Raw genomic sequence first — 20,887 nt, forward strand, 5'->3', positions numbered from 1 at the left:
CATGTTAAGCACCCTCTCCTCTCCCGCTGGCAAAGTTGCGGGCGCTCAGACGCTGCGCCGGGGTCTGGCGGTGTTGCGTCTGCTGACCCGCGTCGGACCGGGTGGCCTGCGGATGGGCGACATCGGCCGCCGCCTGGAACTGAACAAGGCCACCGCCATCCGCCTGACCCGCACGCTGGTTGAAGAAGGCTTTGTGCTGCGCGACGGCACCTCGGGCGGTTATCGCCTGGGTCCTGAGGCGTTTGCGGTGGGACTGGCCGCAGAGCCCAGCTATGAACTCCAGCGACTGGCGGCCCCGACGCTGCGAAACCTTGCCGCAGAGACCGGTGACACGGTGTTTTTCTCGGTGCTTCATGGTTACGAAAATATTTGCCTGTCACGCGACGAGGGGGATTTTCCAATTCGCAACCAGCTCATCAAGGCGGGTGATCGCTGGCCTTTGGGCGTGGGGGGCGGCGCCTGCGCGATGCTGGCTGCATTGGACGATGAACAGGTGAATGACGTGCTGATGCGTAACGCCGTTTTCAGGGCCGAGCGCTTTCCGCGCTGCACCGATGACGCGATCCGCCTGCTGATCCGGGAAACGCGCGAAAAGGGTTATTGCGTACAACCGGGCCTGGTGATCGAGGGCTCGTGGGCGGTGGGCGTGCCGGTGTACGACGCGCAAGGCCGCCCGGTCGCGTCCATCAGTGTGGCGGCAATAGAAACGCGCCTGGGAGCCGCTCGAAGCGCCGCCCTGGGAAATCGGCTGATGCAAGCGAGCCGCGAAATTACGGCCTTGCAGGCTGACCGTGGCCGCAGCAACAAGGAACGAACGCCGAAGTCACGTTAAAAATGCCGGTGTCGCGGTATGTTCGCTGCTCAATCGGTCTGTCCGCAAGCCCTCAACCATTTACTTTTTAACCACGATAAAGGCATAACGCTTCATGACTGCAACCAATTCATCCGCGCCTGTGGCCGTCGTCACGGGAGGCGCACGCGGCATTGGCCTCGCGATCGGTCAATGGTTTCTTTCGAACGGGTACCGCATCGCGCTGCTTGACATCGATGCCGACACGCTGATGCCCGCCGCCGCCAGGTTGCAGGGTACCGACCACGTCCTGCCCGTCCACTGCGATGTATCGGACCCCGCGCAGGTGCAAGCGGCCATCGAACAGGTCGATGCCCATTTTGGTCGCATCGATTCTCTGGTCAACAACGCCGGAGTCGCCGTCTTCAAACCGATTGGCGCGACGACGTTTGAGGAGTGGCGGCGGGTGCTGGCAACCAACCTGGACGGGGCCTTCTTGTGTACGCAGGCCTGCGTGCCGATCATGCTCCGAACGGGGGGCGGCAGCATCGTCAACATCGCTTCCATTTCCGGCTTGCGTGCCAGCACCTTGCGCGTGGCTTATGGCACCAGCAAGGCCGCGCTGATTCACCTTACCAAGCAGCAGGCCGTCGAGTTGGGGACTGTCGGTATTCGCGTCAACGCGATTGCACCCGGGCCGGTCGAGACCGAAATGGCCAAACTGGTTCATAGCGTGGCGATTCGCTCCGACTATCACGATGTGATTCCGCTGGAACGCTACGGGACGCCCGAAGAAATCGCGTCGGCGGCCGGCTTCTTGTGCAGCCGGGCCGCCAGCTACGTTAACGGGCAGGTGCTTGCGGTGGACGGCGGCTTTGACGCCGCAGGCGTGGGGCTGCCAACACTGCGAAAAACCAGGACCTCGTAAGCGTGAGGGCGGGGGCTGCATGCAATCATCTTGATGACGAAGGCATCGCCCCCAACTGGGCTGATTGAAAGGGCAGCGATGACGAGCAATCCTAACAATCCGATCAATTTACCGAATCCGATCGTGCAGATTAAAGCGCTCGGATTCCCTTGGGAAACGGTTGACCCTTTCCTTTTTTGCGTCTATCACGACGACGCTTATCCGCAGGCCAATGCGCAACTGGGACCCAAGGCGTCGCTGGCAGGGCGCGACATCGGCCAGGACTTTAGCCGCAAAGACGGCTGGAGCATGTACCACGGCAGCTCGGTTCCGGGCTTTCCGGCGCATCCTCACCGAGGCTTCGAAACCGTGACGATCGTTCGCAAGGGGCTGATCGACCACGCTGATTCACTCGGCGCCAGCGCCCGCTTTGGCCAGGGGGATGTGCAGTGGTTGACGGCTGGCAAGGGCGTGGTGCATTCAGAAATGTTTCCCTTACTGGAGCAGACCGGGGCGAATCCGCTTGAGTTGTTCCAGATCTGGCTGAACCTGCCGGCACGCAGCAAAATGGCGACGCCGCACTTCACCATCTTCTGGTCGCAGGACATTCCACGCATCACGGTCGCTGACGCTGCAGGCCGTAGCACCGAAGTGGCAGTGATCGCGGGCCAGTTTCACGACGCGAGCGTGGGCGCGCCGCTCAGCCCGCCGCCTGATTCGTGGGCGGCGCAGACTGGGGCCGATGTGGCGATCTGGACCCTCCGCATGGCGCCAGGTGCGCGCTGGACATTGCCACCCGCTACGGGTAAGAGCACGCGACGGACGCTCTATTTTTTCAAAGGCACCTCCGTCACGGTGGGCGGACAGACCGTGAATTCTCACAGCGCCATCGAGCTGCGCGCTGACCTCTCAACCGCGCTGATCAATGGCGAAGAAGTAAGCGAATTCCTGTTGCTGCAAGGTCGGCCGATTGGCGAGGCGGTGGCGCAACGCGGCCCCTTTGTAATGAACACCCAGGCCGAGATTGTGCAAACGATTGACGACTACCGCCGCACGCAGTTTGGCGGTTGGCCCTGGCCAGACAGCGCGCCGGTGCATGGGCGCGACCCGGCGCGATTTGCCCGCCATCCGGGCGGTCGGCAATAATCGGCTTATCTTTCTACCGGGGCTGATCGGAATCACCTGCGCGCTCAACCGCTCGTTGGCCGGGAACTCCAAACAAAAAACGCGCCCTGAGACGCGTTTTTAAATGGCCTGTCGGGGCAATTACTTGGCGACGACCCGCACCATCTCCAGGCACTTGTTGGAGTAGCCCCATTCGTTGTCGTACCAGGCAACAATCTTGACAAAGGTGCTGTCCAGCGCCAAGCCGGCATCGGCGTCGAAAATGGCGGTGCGGGCATCGCCGCGGAAGTCGGTTCCGACGACCTTGTCGTTGGTGTAGCCGAGAATGCCTTTGAGGGCGCCTTCGCTCTGCGCTTTCATTTCAGCGCAGATTTCTGCGTAAGAGGCTTCCTTGTTCAGCTCGACCGTCAAGTCAACCACTGACACGTCTGACGTGGGCACGCGAAACGACATGCCGGTGAGCTTTTTGTTCAGTTCGGGAATCACGATGCCGACGGCCTTGGCGGCACCGGTGCTGGAAGGAATGATGTTTTCCAGAATCCCGCGACCACCGCGCCAGTCTTTGTTGCTCGGGCCGTCGACGGTTTTTTGGGTCGCCGTGGCGGCGTGTACGGTGGTCATGAGGCCGCGCTTGATGCCCCATTTGTCGTTAAGCACTTTGGCCACGGGGGCCAGGCAGTTGGTGGTGCAGCTGGCGTTGCTGACGATGGCCTGACCGGCATAGGTCTTGTCGTTTACGCCGAAGACGAACATCGGGGTGTCGTCTTTGGAGGGAGCGGACAAGATCACTTTTCTGGCGCCGGCGTCAATATGTTTTTGGGCCGTTTCCTTGGTCAGGAACAAGCCAGTGGACTCCAGCACGATGTCGGCGCCGACCTGGGCCCATTGGAGCTTGGCGGGGTCGCGCTCTTGCGTCAGGCGGATTTTTTTGCCGTTGACGATGAGGGTGTTGCCGTCCACCGAAACGTCGCCTTTGAAGCGGCCGTGCACGGAGTCGTACTGCAACATGTAGGCGAGGTAGTCGGGCTCGAGCAAGTCGTTGATGCCGACCACCTCGATGTCGCTGAAGTTTTGTACGGCGGCGCGCAACACGTTGCGTCCGATGCGGCCGAAGCCGTTAATACCCATCTTGATCGTCATCTGCTTTTGCTCCTGGAAGTTAACTTGTCAATCACCCGTTCGGCCGGCTCGGCCCGCCCGGAACTATTTTTTCGCCAATACCTTGCGCACGGTGTCCGCTACGTTCTCCGGCGTGAAGCCGAAGTGTTTAAACAGCACGGGTGCTGGCGCAGACTCGCCGTAAGTGTTGATGCCGACCACCGCGGCACAGCCGTATTTCCACCAGCCGTCGGTCACGCCCATTTCAACCGCTATACGCGGAATACCTTGGGGCAAAACCTCTGATTTGTAGGCTTCCTTTTGCTTGTCGAACGTGGTGGTACTCGGCATGGAGACTACCCGCACGGCAATTTTGTAAGTGGCCAACAGCTCCTGGGCCTTGAGTGCCAGCTGGACTTCGGATCCGGTGGCAATCAGGATCGCTTGGGTCTTTTTCTGGAGGCCCACTTCAGCCGGCTCGGCCAGCACGTAAGCGCCTTTGCTGATGTGGCCCAGGTCATCCTTCGGCGCGTAAGGCAGATTCTGACGGCTCAGTAACAACGCAGTGGGGTGATTTTTGTTTTGCAAGGCCACGGCCCAGGCTACAGCCGTTTCAGCCGTGTCGCCCGGACGCCATACGTCTAAATTGGGAATCAGGCGCAGGCTGGCGGCGTGCTCAATCGACTGGTGCGTCGGGCCGTCTTCGCCCAGACCGATCGAGTCATGCGTGAACACATGAATCACGCGCAGCTTCATCAGTGCAGCCATGCGAATGGCATTGCGGCTGTAGTCGCTGAAGGTCAAAAAGGTGCCGCCGTACGGGATGAAACCACCATGCAACGCGATCCCGTTCATGATCGCGGCCATGCCGAATTCGCGCACGCCGTAATTGATATGGCGACCGCCGATTTTGAGGCCGCTGCCGTCCGCGGCGTCGGTCTGCACAACCTCACCGTGGTCGTCGAAGCGCAGGCCGGGCGTCGACTTGGTGTTGGTCAGGTTGGAGCCGGTCAGATCCGCCGAGCCGCCGAGCAGTTCGGGCAGGCCCGCGGTGAAGGATTCAAGCGCCAACTGCGAGGCTTTGCGCGAGGCGACGGTTTCGGCTTTGGTGTGCGCACCAATCACGGTGTCCACGGCAAGTTGCGCAAAACTCTTCGGCAACTCGCCCTTCATGCGGCGCACAAACTCTGCAGCCAACTCGGGGTGGGCCGATTTGTAAGCGGCAAACTTGGCGTCCCAGTCGGCCTCCAGCACCAGGCCCTTGGCTTTGGCGTCCCAATCGTCATAGGTTTCTTGGGGCACTTTGAACGGGGCATAAGGCCAGCCGAGGGCTTCACGCGTCAGCTTGATTTCTTCAGTGCCCAAGGGCTCGCCGTGGGCCTTGGCCGTATTGGCACGATTTGGCGATCCTTGGCCGATACTCGTTTTGCAAACGATCAGCGTCGGATGGTCGTTAGTCGCTTTCGCGCTCGCAATGGCCGTAGAGACGGCCCCGGCGTCGTGGCCGTCCACCGGGCCAATGACGTTCCAGCCGTAGGCGGCAAAGCGTTGCGCGGTGTTGTCGATGAACCACGGGGCGACCGGGCCGTCAATGGAAATTCCGTTGTCGTCGTAGAGGGCGATCAGCTTGTTCAGCTTCCAGGCGCCCGCCAGCGCGGCGGCCTCGTGGCTGATGCCTTCCATCAGGCAGCCGTCGCCCATGAACACATAGGTGTGGTGGTCCACGATGACGTGGCTTGCCTCGCCATCCTGGCGGTTGAACTCTTTGGCGAGCAGCTTCTCAGCCAACGCCATGCCGACGGCATTGGTCAGGCCCTGGCCGAGCGGGCCGGTGGTGGTTTCTACGCCTGGGGTCACATCGACTTCGGGGTGCCCAGGGGTTTTCGAGCCGAGTTGGCGGAAATTTTTGAGTTCCTTGATCGGCAGCTTGTAGCCGGTGAGGTGCAGCAGCGCATACAGCAGCATGGAGCTGTGGCCGTTAGACAGCACGAAACGGTCGCGGTCAAACCAATGCGGATTGTGCGGGCTGTGCTTGAGGTGCTGGCCCCACAGGGCGACGGCCATGTCGGCCATGCCCATAGGCGCACCGGGATGTCCCGAGTTAGCTTGTTGTACAGCGTCCATCGCGAGTGCGCGTATCGCATTCGCCATCATTTCAGTATTGGCCATCAGGAAAAGGTCCGGGGAGTTCGGAAATCAGGGAAAAGCAGTATTTTACCGGGCGACTGCCTGCAACACGTTCCGCGGAGTGTATGTGCGCCTGGTGCGGGCGGTTAAAACCTGGCCACCGCGAATGCTCTAAAGTCCTGTTCATGCACAGACCTCACCACACCCTACCCGTTCGTCCCCGCCTGCGCGCCGGAGTGGCTACAGGCTGCGCATGACCATCAAAGCCATGATTCTTGCGGCCGGTCGCGGCGAGCGGATGCGCCCCCTGACCGATCGCACGCCGAAGCCGCTGCTGGTCGTGCGCGGCAAGCCCCTGATCGACTGGCACACGCAGGCCCTGGCGCGCGGCGGTTTCAACGAGTTGGTGATCAACACCGCCTGGTTGGGCGAGAAGATTTCAGATCACTTTTCCGCCTGCCTCTCGCCATGCGGTGGCCGTCCGCTAGCCATTTCATACTCCCATGAAGGGGTAGATTTTGGCGCTGCGCTGGAAACGGCAGGCGGCATTGCGCGCGCTTTACCGCTTCTGGGCGAGGTTTTTTGGGTACTGGCAGGCGACGTCTTCGTTCCCTATTTTGAGTTTTCACAAGATGCCGTCAGGCGCTTTGAAGCCAGCCATCACCTGGCCCACCTGTGGCTGGTCCCCAACCCTTCCCACAACCCTTGCGGCGACTTCGGCTTGAGTCCCGAAGGGCTGGCCTTGAATCTGGCCAGCGGGACGCCAGATCGCCGCTTCACCTACAGCACGATTGGCCTGTATCGGCGGGCGTTATTCGACGGGCTGCCTTTTGGCAACCCGCGAGGGCTCAAAGCCCCACTGGCCCCGCTCTTGCGCGCGGCGATGGACAATCACCAGGTCAGCGCCGAGCTGTATGAAGGCGCGTGGACCGATGTGGGCACACCAGCCCGCCTGGATGAATTAAATCAACCCACCCCGAATTGAAACACCCACCCCATGAGCACTTCCCCGATTTACGCCAAGCGCCGCGCCGCCATCGCGCGCGCCCTCAAAGCGGCTGGCGGCGGCATTGCCGTGCTGCCCACGGCGCCCGAAGTCCAGCGCAACCGCGACAGTGACTTTCCTTACCGGCACGACAGCTACTTTTATTACTTGACCGGTTTCAGCGAACCGGAGAGCTGGCTGGTGATTGAAGCCACGGGAAAGACGGCGAAAAGCACCTTGTTTTGCCGACCCAAGGACCTGGAACGAGAAATCTGGGACGGCATTCGTTTAGGGCCTAAAGCGGCGCCGTCGCAGTTGGGCATCGACGCCGCTTTCAGCGTCGATACGCTGGATGAAAAAATGCCGGAATTGCTCGCCAACCAGAACGCCGTATGGTTTCCGTTTGCGACCCACAAAGGCTTGGAAACTCAAATCGATGGTTGGCTGAACACCGTGCGCGCCCGCGTTCGGCTGGGTGCTGAATGCCCGCAAAGCCAGCATGACCTGTGCAAGTTGCTCGATGAAATGCGCTTGCTTAAAGACAGCCACGAAATCGCGATCCTGCGGCGCGCCGGAAGAATTTCTGCAGCTGCGCATGTGCGTGCCATGCAGACCTCGGCGACCATGTTGCGTGACGGCGTCAAGGGTGGATTGCGCGAGTACCACCTCGAAGCCGAACTGCTGCACGAATTTCGCCGCCACGGCTCGCAATTTCCGGCCTATACCAGCATCGTTGCAGCGGGCGCCAACGCCTGCATCCTGCACTACCGTGCCGGCGACACCGAGCTCAAGCCAGGCCAGCTGTGCCTGATTGACGCGGCCTGCGAACTGGACGGCTATGCCAGCGACATCACGCGCACCTTTCCGGCCAATGGCAAATTCACGCCAGCGCAGCGCCGGCTGTACGACATCGTGGTGGCCGCCCAGGAAGCGGCCATCCAGGTCACGCGCCCCGGCAAGCGGTTCACCGACCCGCACGAGGCCGCCACGCGCGTGCTGATTGAAGGCATGCTGGAGACCGGCCTGCTGCCCAAAGCCAAGCATGGCAAGGTGGACGACGTGCTCGAATCAGGTGCTTACCGGCAGTTCTACATGCACCGCACCGGCCATTGGATGGGTATGGATGTGCACGACTGCGGCGACTACACCGAGCCCACCGCCAAGCCGCGCGAAGAAAAAGACGCCCTGGGCCAAACCGTCATGCGCAAGCCCTCCCGCATCCTCAAGCCCGGCATGGTGCTGACGATTGAGCCCGGTCTGTATGTGCGCCCTGGCAAAAACGTTCCCAGGGAATTCTGGAACATCGGCATTCGAGTGGAAGACGACGCTCTGGTCAACGCCAAAGGCTGCGAGCTGATGACGCGCGACGTTCCCGTCGACGCGGCTGAGATTGAAGCGCTGATGCGGGAATGAGCGCGGAGAGCAGCGCTTGGAAATGGGCGGCAAGACGCTGCAAAAGTCAGCGAAATTTTTGCAGTTCCGGATCGTCTATTTTCTGCTCGGGCAGTCCAATCATGTTGGGAATTTCCGATAAGCGCGGCATGCCTCCCTTGACTTGAATTTTTCCGTCGCGATCTTTCCACACGATTCCCGGCGTACCACTGATCGAAAATTTTTCCATCAATTCCCCGTTCTTGCGAATTTTCTCCGTAAGCTCAGGTTGCAACGCCATGCGGGGACCGGGCGTCGGTGGTGCACCCGGACGATACTGCGCCTGCATGGTGCGAAATGCGGCAGTCTTGTCTTTCGCCGCCATGATGGCAGCGGCTTTTGGCAAGCTGGTTTCGCCCAGCACGGCGACCGGAATCCACCGCACCTGCAAGCCGGCTTTTTCATAGGGCTGCAATGCCTTCCACGTGAAATGGCAGAACGGACAGTTGGCGTCGAAAAAAACATAAAGAACGCTTTTTGGATTTTTGAGCGTCCCCTCCACCACGTGGTCCGCGCGCTCCAATTCCGTAAAGCTTGCCGAATAGTTGGGCGGCGGGACGAACTGGCTTGCATACTGGGCATTAAGCGGTTTGCCATTCTCATCGATCAACTCACCTACCAGCATCGTTTTACCGTCAGGGGTCGTATAGACAATTGACGACTGGCCTCCCTGCGACAGCACCCAGCCGGTCAGGGAAGAAACGGCGGGAAAGGTTTTGACCACTTTAATGCCCCGTGCTACCGCACCTTGAATCTGTTTTGGGTAGTCTGCCGCGCGAGCGGCGTTGTGGGCACCCGAAAGCGCCAAGCCAAGCAAAACGGAGGCTGCGAGTCGCCCGAAGAATGGGAGGGGATAAGGGGGTAAGTTGCGCATGGCTTTCTATTTTGAGTTGTCAAAAAAAGGACTGGTTAAAACTAGTTCTGAGCCGCGTGGAAAACAAAGCCGCCACCAGGCGAAGGTTTTTAAATTACCAAGGGGCTACTTGTCGAACGAGGGAATCGGGGAGACGCGCAGCTGCCTTAATTTACTGGCCAGCGAAGCAGCCGATAGCTCGCCTAAATGGACATCGACCAATCGTCCGCCAGCGTCATAGAACAGCGTGGTCGGCAAGGCCGTCGAACCGACCGCCTTGCCGAGCGCTGTGCCTGGGTCAAGCAGGACATTGGCAAGATCAAGCCGACGGGCGGAAAGGAAGCTTTGGACTTTGACCGCGTCCTCACCCTGGTTGGCGAAGACGAATATCACATTAGTTTGCTGCTGCTGTGCGGTAGCGAGCACGGGCATCTCACGCTGGCAGGGAGGACACCAGCTGGCCCACAGGTTAACGACCATCGGCTTTCCAGCCGCCAGTCTCTGGAGTTCTGCCGGCTGGCCTGCAGGGGTCGTCAACAGCACCGTGGGGAGAGCCGGCCTTTCCTTTTCCGTCAGGCGTAACGCACCAAACATGCCGCCCCAGACAAACGCCCCGGCGGCCAGCCCGAGGACCAGCGGCTTGCGCAGTGCGGCATGGCGACCGCCGTGCCAGATCGCGATTAACAAGGCCGCGAGCACCCCGGCCCAAAGCGTGAACCCGCCATCACGGATATCGAGAACAGACCAGGGCGCAAGGCGATAAATGTCAAACCAAATAGCAACGAAGCCAATGCGGGCTACCAGCAACGCCCCGATCATCATGTCGGACAGGACATTGCCTATGCCGCCCGTCTGCTGACGACGCCCGACCCAGTGGCCGATCCCGAGTGCGACCAGCAGCGCCACCGCCACCAGCAGCTGCTGGATCGACACCGGGAAAGGCCCTAGATTAACCGTCAGCATGGTCAGTTGCCCTGCCTTGCGCGCAGCAGGCGGGCAAGAAATTCATCGGCATTGAGTTCGCCGATGACGCGCTCCGCACGGCGTTCCTGGCCATCGGGGCCAATCAGCAGCAGGGTCGGTGGACCGAGAATTTGGTGGACGCTCATTAGCGCCCGATTGTCCGCATTAGCAGCCGTCACATCTGCGCGCAACAACTGCGTGGTGGCCAGCGCCTGCTGAACCCGCGGGTTGGCGAACACCTCGCGCTCGATCGCTTTACACGAGACGCACCAGTCCGCGTAGTAATCCACCAGCGTCCACTGGCCGCGTTGGCCCGCCTCGGCGACACGCGCGTCAAGCGCTTGCTGTGTCTTGACCGATGCGAATCGGTCCATGAAGGGCTGGGCCACAACGGTCTGGGCCGGCGCCTCTTTTCCCGCAAGAAAGGCCAGCGGCTTCAAGGGATCCTGTGCGCCGCCGGCTGCGCCTATCACCATGGCCCCACCCCACAGTCCAAGCAGCAGCGCCAGATAGCGCGGCAGCGAACGCCCGACGCCGATATCTACGTTCTTTGCCCATGCCAGCAGGCTGACTGCGATGGCCAGCAGCCAGGCGCCCCACAGGCCCAGCGCCAGAGCGGGCCGCAGCAGCCGTGCCAGAAACAGAATCGCGGTGGCGAGCAGCATAAATCCAAACAAGACCTTGATCCGGTTCATCCATCGGCCAGGGCGGGGTAACAGCCGCGCGCCAAGTGTTCCTACCAACAGCAGCGGCAGCCCCATGCCCAGCCCCATGGACAAAAGCACCAGGGCGCCGGTCAGTACATCGCCGGTCTGGCCGATGTAGAGCAGCGCGCCGGCCAACGGTGCGGTCATGCAGGGACCCACCAGCAACGCCGATAGCACGCCCATCGCAGCAGCGCCTGCCAAGCTGCCGCCGCGCTGGCCCTGGCTTACCCGGTTCAGGCGGTTGTTCAGCACAGCAGGCAATCGCAGTTCGTAAAATCCGAACATCGCCAGCGCCAGCGCGACAAAAATAAGACCGAAGCCGGCGAGCACCCACGCGTTCTGCAGCATCGCCTGCAAATTCGCGCCGGCCAGCGCGGCGCTGGCGCCGAGCACGGCGTAGGTTAAGGCCATAGGCAGTACAAAGGCCAGCGAGAGGACAAAACCGCGCTTGGGGCTGGCCTCACTCCCCGCAATCAGACTGGAGAGAATGGGCACCATCGGCAGTACGCAGGGGGTAAAAGTCATAAGTAGCCCCAAGCCGAAGAACACGGTCAGCATCCACGCCAGATTGCCGCGTGACAGACGCCTGGCCAGGCTCTGGTCGTCGCCAAGCAAGCGGCTGCCGGGCTGATTGATGGCAACCGTGGACGCGCCGGCTGCACCGCTAGCGGTTTCGGCGATATCGGCCACCCTCACTCGCAGAGTTTGCGGCGGGTAGCACAGGCCCGCTTCGGCGCAGCCTTGCCAGCCGACTTGAAGTGCCTGAGCATCTGACGTTTTGACCAAAACATTCAGACGATCGTGATAGACCTCGGTGTCGCCAAAAGACTCGTCCGTCTTGAGCGTACCGGCGGGTAACGTGACAGCGGGCACGCTGCCGGCCGGTTCACCGTCGATTTTTATCTGCTTGCGATAGAGGTAATAGCCCTCGCTGATGTTCCAGTTCAGACGCACCTGACCGCCGCCCTCGTTGCTGACAGTCAGCCGGAAGGCCTGTTCCGGCCGGAGGAAATCATTTTGGGCGCGCGCCGGCAGCACGCCTAGCATGGCAAGCACCAGAATCGACCATAACAAACGCAACATGAGCGCCTCCGAATCAAGATAGACTCGCATTTTTGCGCGACCGGATTAAGGCAACGTTAACAACTTTAACGATGCGACGCTCGATAGCGTAGCTACTTTTCCGCGCCAACGACAAACCATGCGCGTACTACTGATAGAAGACGACGAACTCATTTCCCACGGCATCCTGGCCGGTCTGCGTGCGCACGGTCTGACGGTGGATGGCGTGGCGACGGCGACCCAGGCCGAGGCGGCGCTTTCGACAGTCCATTGCGATGTGGTGATTCTTGATCTTGGGCTGCCCGACGAAGATGGCATGACCCTTCTGCATCGCTTGCGGTCCAGCGGCATGGCGCTACCCGTGCTGGTACTGACAGCTCGCGACGCCGTGGAAGATCGCGTTGCAGGGCTGCGTGCCGGTGCGGACGACTATCTGCTCAAGCCCTTCGATCTGAATGAACTGGTCGCCCGTCTGCACGCGCTGCTGCGCCGTGCCGCCGGGCGCAGCGTGAATGTCATTGCGCAGGGCCCCCTGCGCCTCGATCCGGCGAGCGGGGAAGTCTTTTTGCAGGGTCGCGCCGTTGTATTGTCTCGACGCGAACTGGCCCTGCTGGCGGCACTGCTGCAAGCTCGGGGACGCATTCTGAGCGCCGACCAGCTCAAGGACAGCCTGTACGATTTTAGTGAGGAGATTGGCAGCAATGCACTCAATGTGCATATCCATCATCTGCGGCGCAAGCTGGGACCAGACATTGTTGAAACGATACGCGGCGTGGGCTACCGCTTCAATTGGGTCGGCGCGTGAGTCTACGACTACGGCTACTGTTGATGATTGGCATATCGCTGAGTCTGCTGTGGGGCGGCATAGCACTCTGGATGCTCCGTGATCTGGACAAGGAGATGCACCGCACCCTGGACCAGCGCCTTGCGATGTCGGCGCAAATGGTGGCGGGACTAATGTCGCAGAACCCTGCCGCGTGGGATGGCCGCACAGGAAAATCGGGCGCATCGATGTTGGGCCTTGCGGCAGCCGCTAAAGGATTGGCTTGCCAGGTTTCGTTACGCGGTGAGGTCATCGCGCGCACCCCAGGTGCTGCACCCGAGGCGGTGGCGGCATTCGGCCCCGGTTTTGCCGAGCGCGAATTTAGGGGAGAACGCTGGCGCAGCTACACCGTTGAAGCGCACGGTTTCCGCGTCACCACGGCTGACCGTCTGACCGAACGGAACACGCTGCTACGCAATGTCATGGAAGCCGCTGTCGTTCCCTTTGTAGTCGCCATGATCGGCAGCTTGATAGCACTTTGGTTTGGCGTGAAGAAGGGTTTGCTGCCACTGGAACGCCTGCGCCAGGCGTTGGCCAGCCGGGCACCGGATACGCTGACGCCCCTTCCCGCCGCCCCGATGTCCCGTGATTTGCTGCCACTGGTCACGACCCTGAACCAGGTTTTGGAGCAGATGAGTGGCACCCTCCGCCGCGAACGTCGCTTCACCAGCGATGCCGCTCATGAGTTGCGCACGCCGCTCACCGCCATCAAGACCCACCTGCAGGTCGCGCGCATCACGCGTGGTGCGGAGGCGGCACAGGCCCTGGAATACGCACAGGAAGGGGTGGCACGATTGCAACACACGCTGACGCAACTGCTCACACTGTCGCAGGTAGAAGGTCCGTTTTCCTGGAACGACGGACGTGTCGCTTATGCCGATGAAGTGGCGCGTTTGGCGATCCGCGATGCGGCGCCCGAGGCCCACCAGCAGGTCGTTTTCGACAACCAGGGCTGCTCGGCTGAACTCGCGCTGCCCCAAGCGCTGGCAGTCACCGCGTTGCGTAACCTGCTTGACAATGCCATCCGTCACTCGCCGTCAGAAAATAGTGTGCGACTGGAACTCCAGCCCTTGAAGAACGCCATCTGTTTCCGGGTATGCGACAGTGGGCCAGGACTCAGCGCCGAGGAGTTAACGCTGGCGACGCAACGCTTCTGGCGGCGCGGCCCCGGTCGCGGTACCGGGCTGGGACTGTCTATCGTTGCTGCCATCACCGAGCGCTTTGGTGGCGCGCTCGAACTGGCGCAGCGCCCAGACGGCGGGCTGGAAGCAAAATTGACGCTTCCAACAGTGAAAGACGCTCGCTCGGTCGGTGCAGCGCCCAATTCTCTTTGACCCCGCTAGGTCGCGCGAAAAGCGCTTGAAGCCGGTTGGATGTCCCTGCCGCGGATACCAGGCAGTGGTACCAGACGGATCGCCCCGCGACGTGTAGATGCAATTTGGAAATCGTGGCTTGCACGCGCTAAAAATTCACGCCTTCGGAAAACGCGGCACTGTCTTACACTCAAGTCAAGAGGCGCGGATCATGCTGATTGCAACGTCGATCTGACGCAAGACAATGAATTCCTGAACCCTCCGCTATCCGAAACTAACCAAGTGATCCACCTTCTAAAGCTTCTTTCAATCTTCGCCGCTGCAACACGGGTTTGGGCGCACGCGCTCTATCTGCGGCCGGTCGCCATCCTCGTTCGTCCTGGCAACCCCAGGGGCATACGCGGCTTTCGCGACTTGCTGGTACCCGGGGTGAAAGTGCTGACCGCAAAGTGGGGTTGGAACGCGCGTTGACGGGCGCACCAGACCGCCATGATCCGGATCGAAAATTCCGCAGCGCAGGGGCCAAACCCATTTCGGAATACTGCCTTCCGCTTTCGGTCCGCTTGTCAGGCAAAGGGGAAATGGCAGCTCCGCCCTGCCGGGGACAGGACCTGGACGGTAAAGCCTGGCGCCCACTTCGCAGCGCTCAAGCAAGTTAAAGCGTTGTATGGAATGCCCTTGCAGGTCCTGTTCGCTTGCCTGGCTATGCTGACTGGATCGGTCTGCGCACAGAGCGGTGAAAAGATTGCCAAGGCTGGCAATGCGGCTGGCGCACCGGCCTGCGTGACGTGCCACGGCCCCAGCGGGCAAGGTCAATCGACAACGGGGTTTCCGCGCCTGGCAGGTATGAATGCCGGCTACTTGGTGCGGCAGCTGCAAAACTTTCAGGACGGGGCGCGCGTGAACCCGATCATGGGGCCGGTCGCCAAGCTGCTCAGCGCAGCCGACCGACAGGCCTTGGCCACGTACTACGCTGGGCTGCCGGCGATTGACGCGGCGGTCAGCCCGGCGGCGACAGCCACGACGGTTGCCAGCGGCGAAACGTTCGCCCAAAACGGCAACTGGAGTAAAGGCTTACCGGCCTGTGCGCAATGCCACGGCACCAAGGGCCTCGGAGTCGGCGCGACCTTTCCGAAGATCGCGGGCCAATCGTCGCTCTACCTCTCGAATCAGTTACTGGCGTGGCAGGCCGGTACGCGCAAAAACGACCCGATGGGGCTGATGCACGGGATTGCACTCAAGTTGTCCGCTTCGGACGTCAGCGCAGTCGCCGCTTACTACGCCACGCTGTCTAGCGTCGCCGACAAGCCGCGGAGCGCAAACCCATGAAGCTCGTCTTCTCCGTTTCAGCCGCCGTATTGATCTTCGGCCTGGCGGGCTCGAGCGCCGTTCTTGCCGCGCGCGACGAGCCTCGCGAGGGCGCTCAAGCAATGGCACCGGCGGCACCGGCAAGCGCGGTGCCGCCGGTTGCGGTAGCCCCGGTCGAAGCACCCCGGCCTGCAGCAAGCACGCCAACGCGAGCCTTTGCACCGCCTCCCGACAGTGCGATTCCCAACAACGAATTCGGCAAGGAAGTGAAGCTCGGGCAGGCCATCTTCAACGGCACCAGCCCGCTTGCGGCGGCCTTTGTCGGTAACTCGCTTCGTTGTGCGAGTTGCCACCTTGACGCGGGAAGGCTGGCGAACTCCGCACCTTTGTGGGGAGGCTACGTTCAGTACCCGGCCTACCGCAGCAAGGACGGCCATGTGAACACGTTCGCCGAACGCATCCAGGGCTGTTTTCGCTACAGCATGAATGGCACGGCACCGCCGCTCGGTCACAAAGTGCTGGTCGCGCTCGAGTCGTATGCCTTTTTCTTGGCCAAAAGCGCGCCAGTCGGCACCTCGCTTCCCGGGCGCGGGTATCCCACCCCGGCAAAGCCGGCATTGGCCATGGACTTCACACGCGGCGCGCTGGTTTTCCAGCAGAAATGTTCGTTGTGTCACGGCGCCGATGGGCAAGGTCAGACAGCGAACGGCGCGGTGGTGTTTCCGCCGCTGTGGGGGCCGAAGTCGTTCAATTGGGGGGCGGGCATGGGCTCGATCAAAAACGCGGCCGGCTTCATCAAGGCGAACATGCCGCTGAGCCAGGGCAACACGCTGACCAATCAGCAAGCATGGGATGTGGCGGCGTTCATAGACAGTCAGGAGCGTCCTCAGGACCCCCGATTCCAGGGCTCCATCGCCGAAACGCGAAAGAAATTTCACGACTCGCCCGACGACATGTATGGGCAAACCGTCCATGGACAGACGTTGGGCAAGGGCTCGGCGCCGCCGATCAAGACGCGCAATCGGTCAACGCCGTGAACGCTTATGCAGCACCCGTTTGGATCGGATATTTCATGCTGCGGAGTTGCTAAAAATTACCGTTGGGTCAAAACGGGCCTGACCGTCAGACTGTCGCGCACCGGTCGGGAAAAGAAGGTTTTCCCTACCAAGGCAACTAAGAATGGCGGCTGCGATTCCATGGAAACAGCGATACCAAGTGCGCCATCGCACAGTACCCCACTCAGTTCTTCGCAGTTGATTGCAAACCTACGCGGTCGCCTTTTATTTTTGTCCTGCGAGCCTTATTTGCCGAACCTGCCGCCGCGTCCCGGATCTGGTCTGGACCCGCTACTGCTATATTAATTGTTAACGCTCTACAGGAACTCTCCATGATCTTCCGTCAGCTCTCTGAACCCATTTCGAACACCTACACCTACCTGCTCGGCTGCGAAACAACCGGGCAGGCGATGCTCATCGACCCGGTCATCAATTCGATCGATCGCGATCTCCAAGTCTTGCAGTCGCTCGGGCTCACCTTGGCTTACACGCTGGACACTCACATCCATGCCGATCACATCACGGCGGCACGGCACCTGAAGGAGCGCGTCGAAAGCAAGATTGCCTGGCCCGCCATCGACCGCCTGCCTTGCACTGATGTCGGTATCGTCGAAGGCATGCCGTTTCAACTGGGGAGTATCACGCTGGACCCGCTGCACACGCCCGGCCACACGGATGGCCACTTCGCCTATCGTTGCAATGACCGTCTGTTCAGTGGCGACGCGTTGCTGATCGACGGTTGCGGCCGCACCGACTTTCAGAATGGCGACGCTGAAGCCCTCTATAAGAGCGTCACAGAGAAGTTGTTCGCGCTGTCCGACGACGTGCTGGTTTATCCGGCGCATGATTACAAGAATCGTCGCGTGTCGTCGATCGGACAGGAGAAAAGCCGCAACCCACGCCTTGGCCAAGGTCGCTCGGTGGACGAATTCAAGGCGCTCATGGCCGGACTCCATCTGCCCTACCCCAAGTTCATTGACTTTGCGGTGCCGGGAAATCGCCAATGCGGAATGTGCCCGGAAGACCTGCCCGAACAAATGCGCCAATACTGTGAACACATGGCCGGGAGTTTCCAAGGCTGAGTTTTCGATGTGCAACCCTGGCAAATTTAAAGCTGCGGCGAAGAGACGTCGCAAGCGCTCCGTCCGGGGCGTGTCCAGTCTGCCTGCAATTAGGTGGCGAGATCGATTACGGCCGCCCCAGGAGCAGTCCCGATGCTGATTTCTCTTCTTCTCGGCGTTCTGGTCGGGGCGGTGCTCGGAGTCACCGGTGCCGGCGGTGGAATTCTCGCGGTCCCCGCTCTGGTGGTGGGCTTGGGATGGTCGATGCAACAGGCCGCGCCGGTCGCGCTGATTGCGGTCGCGGCAGGTGCTGGACTCGGAGCGGCGGAGGGCTTACGGAACAAGCTGGTGCGCTATCGGGCTGCGGCGCTGATGGCTGTCGCGGGCATTCCGGTGACTGCGCTGGGCCTGCGAGTCGCTCACGCCATGTCTCAGAGGATATTGCTCGGTCTCTTTGCGGCCGTCATGCTGCTGGTGGCGGTTCGACTTTTGTGGCAAGCCATCAAGGATGGGCGAAACGACATCGATTCGTCGTCGAAGCTAGCCCGCATCGACGCGAACACCGGACGTTTTGTCTGGACCTGGTCGACCGGCCTGTTGCTGACCGGCATCGGCGCATTGACCGGTTTTATGACGGGCTTGCTTGGTGTAGGTGGCGGCTTTGTCATCGTGCCGTTGCTGCGCAAGTTCACGAATGTCTCAATGCATGGCATCGTAGCGACCTCATTACTGGTCGTCGCCATCGTGGGGGCCGGTGGCGTGCTCACCGCAGTTCTCTATGGCGCCGTGTTACCGCTGGCAGTGACCCTTCTGTTCTCGGCCGCAACGGCCGCCGGGATGCTCGTCGGGCGCTATGTTTCCCACCGACTGTCGGCCCGCCATGTTCAGATTGGATTCGCAACGGTGCTTTTTACCGTTGCACTTGGCTTGTTCATAAAGGCGGCCTTGAACGACTGAACGGCGGTTTTTTACGTGCGCCCGGACCGGTCAGCGCGGCAAGACAGAACCGGTACATCATCGTACTGCGTCAAATTAATTCAATCGGAGCTTTTCCTCATGAAAAACTATCTTTCTTGTCTTGCGCTTCTCGCCGGCTGCAGCCTGCCCTTCTCCGCGTTTTCGACCGATACCCAGCGCCAGGCGGACGTCGCGAAGCGAGGCGCCGAGGAGATGCCATTTGAACTTTCCGCCACCACCCACTTCTTTACCAAGTCCAAAGACGGTGGAACGCAACGGGTGATTGCCAAGGATGCGTCCGATGCGGTGCAAATTCGGCTGGTGCGAGAACACCTGCGCGAAATTCAGTCTCAGTTTGGAAAAAGTGACTTCTCCGGACCGGCGCGCATTCACGGCACTGACATGCCCGGCATGGCCCAGCTCAAAGCGGCCAAGCCTGGTCAAATCACGATTGCTTATCGAGAGGTAAGCGCCGGCGCTGAGCTTACGTATCAAACCAAAACCGCCGCGCTGGTCAAGGCGTTGCACGCCTGGTTTGATGCCCAACTGGCTGACCATGGTGCTGATGCGATGGCTGGGCATGAACATCATCAGGGCGATATGCCCGGCAAGTAGCTCGTGCACAGCACCCGTGAACTGCTTTCATGGATGTGATCGCAAAGACGCAAAGACGCAAAAACGCGAGTTTTCCGTGTTGCCTTCGCTGCCGTCTTAGGTCCCGCGAGGCCTCCATGTCTGACCGCGTCAAAATTCTGAGTTGACTACACTGAGATCCTTCTCAAACGACCCCCAACCCAAAGAAACAATGGACATTTTTATTCTGGCGTTGCTGATCGCCATTGGCGCTTACACGCTCAAGTTGAAAGACGAGCGCAGGCGTATTGGCTTGTTGGGAAGCCACCTCGGAAAGTACCAGATTGAAAAACTGATGGAAAGCCTGACGGAAGGCTACCTGCGAGCGCTGGGGGAAGTTAATCCCGAGCGCCGTGAACTGATTTGGGGTTTGTTAGACAGCTCCGAGCAAAAGTTGTGTGATCAGTTCAACAGCTTCGTCGCTGAGTTTTCCAGGGTCGAGGAGGCCGACGCTCGCGTCAGCAAACTCGCCTTTCACATCCCCTATGCCGACAAACTTTTCCCAACCGCAACGTTTGACTTCCGAAAGGTTTTGAGCATTCATGCCGAAGGGATCACAAATGCAGCGAAAAACAGCCTCAATCGACCGCCCAAAAACAAGGCCTTTGCGATATCAGCCGAGATATTTTTGATGCAGCACTCCTGCCACTGGTTCTGCAAGTCCAAGGCAGTAGCTTCCGCCCGGATGCTGGTACGACACCAAACGTCTTATGCGCTGCTGTTAGCGTCGGTGGCCGCCACTACGCGCAACGCCTACTGCGCCTTGATCGAAGGTTGAGCTCCCCTACTGGGAGCGTTGCGCAGGGTCAAATTACCGTCACCCCACACGGGAAATACGATTTGGCTATCATTCCGTAGATATATATTAATATAAACTATCAATGGAATTCCCGATGAACGTACAACGACCCAAAATCAAGACCATGGCCAACCTGGAAGCGGCCTTTGCGGGCGAGTCTATGGCCCACATTAAATATCGTTATTTCGCCAAGCTGGCCCGCGAAGCTGGGGACGAAGACACGGCGCGGACCTTTGAAGAGACGGCCGACCAGGAAGTCATGCATGCTTTCGGCCACCTAAACCTGCTGTACCCGAAGTCCACGATGACGCCCGCCAAAGCGCTGCAAATCGCCATTGAGGGTGAAACGTATGAGTACACCGAGATGTATCCTGGCTTTCGCGCCACGGCTGAAGCAGAGGGCCATGCTGCGGCCGTGGCCGAAATGGACGAGCAAATCGAAGAGTCCAAAGTCCACGCAACGCAGTTCAAGGCTACCCTTGAAAAGGCTCAAAAGCGTTTCGCCGCGTTGGCCAAGGTGGAACAGCGCCATGCCAACCATTACAAGGCACAGCTGGCCACGGTAATCACGCAGACCACCTGAACCTATAGCCAGCGGCACGCTGCCAATTGCTACTTTTTCTATCGCGTGTTGCAGAAATCACGTTTGGTCTAGCAACCATTTTTATAGCCAACACCCAAAGAACTTCATGAAAACTTATCTCTGTATCGTTTGCGGCTTTATCTATGACGAAGCGACTGGCAGACCTGAAGACGGCATTGCCGCCAGCACGCGCTGGTCCGACGTCCCCGAAAACTGGGCCTGCCCGGATTGCGGCGTCGCGAAGGCAGATTTCGAAGTGATCGAGATCTGAAAAACGGGAAACCTGGCAGCGCGAACATCGCCATCG

20 protein-coding genes and 1 pseudogene are annotated in these 20,887 nt (G+C 60.4%); 16 read left to right on the top strand and 5 right to left on the bottom strand.

Annotation, left to right across the window (positions count from 1 at the left end; translation table 11 throughout):
- Position 1 precedes the first annotated feature (1 nt).
- The 3 genes from HHJ16_RS05770 (at position 2) to HHJ16_RS05780 (ending at position 2,843) form a co-directional block, all read left to right on the top strand.
- Positions 2 to 832: an IclR family transcriptional regulator gene (locus HHJ16_RS05770; RefSeq protein ID WP_293641513.1), complete on the top strand. Its 831-nt coding sequence runs from the start codon at positions 2 to 4 to the stop codon at positions 830 to 832.
- 94 nt (positions 833 to 926) lie between these two features.
- The gene (locus HHJ16_RS05775) at positions 927 to 1,718 is read left to right on the top strand and encodes an SDR family oxidoreductase (protein ID WP_293641514.1); all 792 of its coding nucleotides are present in this window, start codon (positions 927 to 929) and stop codon (positions 1,716 to 1,718) included.
- A gap of 78 nt (positions 1,719 to 1,796) precedes the next feature.
- The gene (locus HHJ16_RS05780) at positions 1,797 to 2,843 is read left to right on the top strand and encodes a pirin family protein (protein WP_293641515.1); all 1,047 of its coding nucleotides are present in this window, start codon (positions 1,797 to 1,799) and stop codon (positions 2,841 to 2,843) included.
- A 120-nt stretch (positions 2,844 to 2,963) separates the two neighbouring features.
- Here HHJ16_RS05780 and gap read toward each other — a convergent pair whose 3' ends face one another.
- Together gap and tkt are read right to left on the bottom strand one after the other, a co-directional pair.
- Complete coding sequence (gene gap / locus HHJ16_RS05785) at positions 2,964 to 3,962, bottom strand: type I glyceraldehyde-3-phosphate dehydrogenase (RefSeq protein WP_293641516.1); 999 nt, start codon at positions 3,960 to 3,962, stop codon at positions 2,964 to 2,966.
- Positions 3,963 to 4,025: 63 nt separating this feature from the next.
- The gene (gene tkt, locus HHJ16_RS05790) at positions 4,026 to 6,089 is read right to left on the bottom strand and encodes a transketolase (RefSeq protein WP_293641517.1); all 2,064 of its coding nucleotides are present in this window, start codon (positions 6,087 to 6,089) and stop codon (positions 4,026 to 4,028) included.
- A 211-nt stretch (positions 6,090 to 6,300) separates the two neighbouring features.
- On the opposite strand from tkt, the gene murU reads away from it, so the two are divergent.
- Positions 6,301 to 7,032, top strand: coding sequence for an N-acetylmuramate alpha-1-phosphate uridylyltransferase MurU (murU, locus tag HHJ16_RS05795; RefSeq protein WP_293641518.1), 732 nt, complete (start codon positions 6,301 to 6,303; stop codon positions 7,030 to 7,032).
- Between the two features lie 12 nt (positions 7,033 to 7,044).
- Positions 7,045 to 8,445: an aminopeptidase P N-terminal domain-containing protein gene (locus tag HHJ16_RS05800; protein ID WP_293641519.1), complete on the top strand. Its 1,401-nt coding sequence runs from the start codon at positions 7,045 to 7,047 to the stop codon at positions 8,443 to 8,445.
- A 46-nt stretch (positions 8,446 to 8,491) separates the two neighbouring features.
- Here HHJ16_RS05800 and dsbG read toward each other — a convergent pair whose 3' ends face one another.
- The 3 genes from dsbG to dsbD form a co-directional block, all read right to left on the bottom strand.
- Positions 8,492 to 9,337 carry a thiol:disulfide interchange protein DsbG gene (gene dsbG / locus HHJ16_RS05805; protein WP_293641520.1) on the bottom strand — a complete coding sequence of 282 codons (846 nt, stop codon included), beginning with the start codon at positions 9,335 to 9,337 and terminating at the stop codon, positions 8,492 to 8,494.
- 105 nt (positions 9,338 to 9,442) lie between these two features.
- The gene (locus tag HHJ16_RS05810; RefSeq protein ID WP_293641521.1) at positions 9,443 to 10,279 is read right to left on the bottom strand and encodes a TlpA disulfide reductase family protein; all 837 of its coding nucleotides are present in this window, start codon (positions 10,277 to 10,279) and stop codon (positions 9,443 to 9,445) included.
- Between the two features lie 2 nt (positions 10,280 to 10,281).
- Positions 10,282 to 12,069, bottom strand: a complete 1,788-nt coding sequence (gene dsbD / locus HHJ16_RS05815) for a protein-disulfide reductase DsbD (RefSeq protein ID WP_293641522.1) — start codon at positions 12,067 to 12,069, stop codon at positions 10,282 to 10,284.
- A gap of 118 nt (positions 12,070 to 12,187) precedes the next feature.
- Here dsbD and HHJ16_RS05820 point away from each other — a divergent pair, with 118 nt between their 5' ends.
- The 11 genes and pseudogenes from HHJ16_RS05820 to HHJ16_RS05870 all read left to right on the top strand — a co-directional run bounded on the left by HHJ16_RS05820 (position 12,188) and on the right by HHJ16_RS05870 (position 20,851).
- The gene (locus HHJ16_RS05820; RefSeq protein WP_293641523.1) at positions 12,188 to 12,853 is read left to right on the top strand and encodes a response regulator; all 666 of its coding nucleotides are present in this window, start codon (positions 12,188 to 12,190) and stop codon (positions 12,851 to 12,853) included.
- Complete coding sequence (locus HHJ16_RS05825; RefSeq protein WP_293641524.1) at positions 12,850 to 14,205, top strand: ATP-binding protein; 1,356 nt, start codon at positions 12,850 to 12,852, stop codon at positions 14,203 to 14,205. The genes HHJ16_RS05820 and HHJ16_RS05825 overlap by 4 nt, the downstream gene beginning before the upstream one ends.
- Before the next feature lie 324 nt (positions 14,206 to 14,529).
- Positions 14,530 to 14,625 (top strand): annotated as a pseudogene (locus HHJ16_RS05830) (ABC transporter substrate-binding protein); the annotation flags it as partial.
- A 237-nt stretch (positions 14,626 to 14,862) separates the two neighbouring features.
- On the top strand, positions 14,863 to 15,513 hold the full coding sequence (locus HHJ16_RS05835) for a c-type cytochrome (protein ID WP_293641525.1): 651 nt from the start codon (positions 14,863 to 14,865) through the stop codon (positions 15,511 to 15,513).
- On the top strand, positions 15,510 to 16,529 hold the full coding sequence (locus HHJ16_RS05840; RefSeq protein WP_293641526.1) for a c-type cytochrome: 1,020 nt from the start codon (positions 15,510 to 15,512) through the stop codon (positions 16,527 to 16,529). Before HHJ16_RS05835 ends, HHJ16_RS05840 begins: the two co-directional genes overlap by 4 nt.
- Positions 16,530 to 16,879: 350 nt before the next feature.
- Positions 16,880 to 17,629, top strand: a complete 750-nt coding sequence (locus tag HHJ16_RS05845) for an MBL fold metallo-hydrolase (protein WP_293641527.1) — start codon at positions 16,880 to 16,882, stop codon at positions 17,627 to 17,629.
- Positions 17,630 to 17,761: 132 nt separating this feature from the next.
- On the top strand, positions 17,762 to 18,565 hold the full coding sequence (locus HHJ16_RS05850; protein WP_293641528.1) for a sulfite exporter TauE/SafE family protein: 804 nt from the start codon (positions 17,762 to 17,764) through the stop codon (positions 18,563 to 18,565).
- 99 nt (positions 18,566 to 18,664) lie between these two features.
- Positions 18,665 to 19,180: an aspartate carbamoyltransferase gene (locus HHJ16_RS05855; protein ID WP_293641529.1), complete on the top strand. Its 516-nt coding sequence runs from the start codon at positions 18,665 to 18,667 to the stop codon at positions 19,178 to 19,180.
- A gap of 190 nt (positions 19,181 to 19,370) precedes the next feature.
- Positions 19,371 to 19,976 carry a hypothetical protein gene (locus HHJ16_RS05860; protein WP_293641530.1) on the top strand — a complete coding sequence of 202 codons (606 nt, stop codon included), beginning with the start codon at positions 19,371 to 19,373 and terminating at the stop codon, positions 19,974 to 19,976.
- 115 nt (positions 19,977 to 20,091) lie between these two features.
- The gene (locus HHJ16_RS05865) at positions 20,092 to 20,580 is read left to right on the top strand and encodes a rubrerythrin family protein (RefSeq protein ID WP_293641532.1); all 489 of its coding nucleotides are present in this window, start codon (positions 20,092 to 20,094) and stop codon (positions 20,578 to 20,580) included.
- 106 nt (positions 20,581 to 20,686) lie between these two features.
- Positions 20,687 to 20,851: a rubredoxin gene (locus tag HHJ16_RS05870; RefSeq protein WP_293641534.1), complete on the top strand. Its 165-nt coding sequence runs from the start codon at positions 20,687 to 20,689 to the stop codon at positions 20,849 to 20,851.
- Positions 20,852 to 20,887 lie beyond the last annotated feature (36 nt).

The organism is Polaromonas sp. (assembly GCF_012927485.1).
In the GTDB taxonomy this organism is placed as follows: Bacteria; Pseudomonadota; Gammaproteobacteria; order Burkholderiales; family Burkholderiaceae_C; genus Polaromonas.

Bases quoted from the DNA above. Each gene is read 5' to 3' on its own strand.
- HHJ16_RS05770 (WP_293641513.1), top strand. From the start codon at position 2: ATGTTAAGCACCCTCTCCTCTCCCGCTGGCAAAGTTGCGGGCGCTCAG.
- HHJ16_RS05775 (WP_293641514.1), top strand. From the start codon at position 927: ATGACTGCAACCAATTCATCCGCGCCTGTGGCCGTCGTCACGGGAGGC.
- HHJ16_RS05780 (WP_293641515.1), top strand. From the start codon at position 1,797: ATGACGAGCAATCCTAACAATCCGATCAATTTACCGAATCCGATCGTG.
- gap (WP_293641516.1), bottom strand. From the start codon at position 3,962: ATGACGATCAAGATGGGTATTAACGGCTTCGGCCGCATCGGACGCAAC.
- tkt (WP_293641517.1), bottom strand. From the start codon at position 6,089: ATGGCCAATACTGAAATGATGGCGAATGCGATACGCGCACTCGCGATG.
- murU (WP_293641518.1), top strand. From the start codon at position 6,301: ATGACCATCAAAGCCATGATTCTTGCGGCCGGTCGCGGCGAGCGGATG.
- HHJ16_RS05800 (WP_293641519.1), top strand. From the start codon at position 7,045: ATGAGCACTTCCCCGATTTACGCCAAGCGCCGCGCCGCCATCGCGCGC.
- dsbG (WP_293641520.1), bottom strand. From the start codon at position 9,337: ATGCGCAACTTACCCCCTTATCCCCTCCCATTCTTCGGGCGACTCGCA.
- HHJ16_RS05810 (WP_293641521.1), bottom strand. From the start codon at position 10,279: ATGCTGACGGTTAATCTAGGGCCTTTCCCGGTGTCGATCCAGCAGCTG.
- dsbD (WP_293641522.1), bottom strand. From the start codon at position 12,069: ATGTTGCGTTTGTTATGGTCGATTCTGGTGCTTGCCATGCTAGGCGTG.
- HHJ16_RS05820 (WP_293641523.1), top strand. From the start codon at position 12,188: ATGCGCGTACTACTGATAGAAGACGACGAACTCATTTCCCACGGCATC.
- HHJ16_RS05840 (WP_293641526.1), top strand. From the start codon at position 15,510: ATGAAGCTCGTCTTCTCCGTTTCAGCCGCCGTATTGATCTTCGGCCTG.
- HHJ16_RS05845 (WP_293641527.1), top strand. From the start codon at position 16,880: ATGATCTTCCGTCAGCTCTCTGAACCCATTTCGAACACCTACACCTAC.
- HHJ16_RS05850 (WP_293641528.1), top strand. From the start codon at position 17,762: ATGCTGATTTCTCTTCTTCTCGGCGTTCTGGTCGGGGCGGTGCTCGGA.
- HHJ16_RS05855 (WP_293641529.1), top strand. From the start codon at position 18,665: ATGAAAAACTATCTTTCTTGTCTTGCGCTTCTCGCCGGCTGCAGCCTG.
- HHJ16_RS05860 (WP_293641530.1), top strand. From the start codon at position 19,371: ATGGACATTTTTATTCTGGCGTTGCTGATCGCCATTGGCGCTTACACG.
- HHJ16_RS05865 (WP_293641532.1), top strand. From the start codon at position 20,092: ATGAACGTACAACGACCCAAAATCAAGACCATGGCCAACCTGGAAGCG.
- HHJ16_RS05870 (WP_293641534.1), top strand. From the start codon at position 20,687: ATGAAAACTTATCTCTGTATCGTTTGCGGCTTTATCTATGACGAAGCG.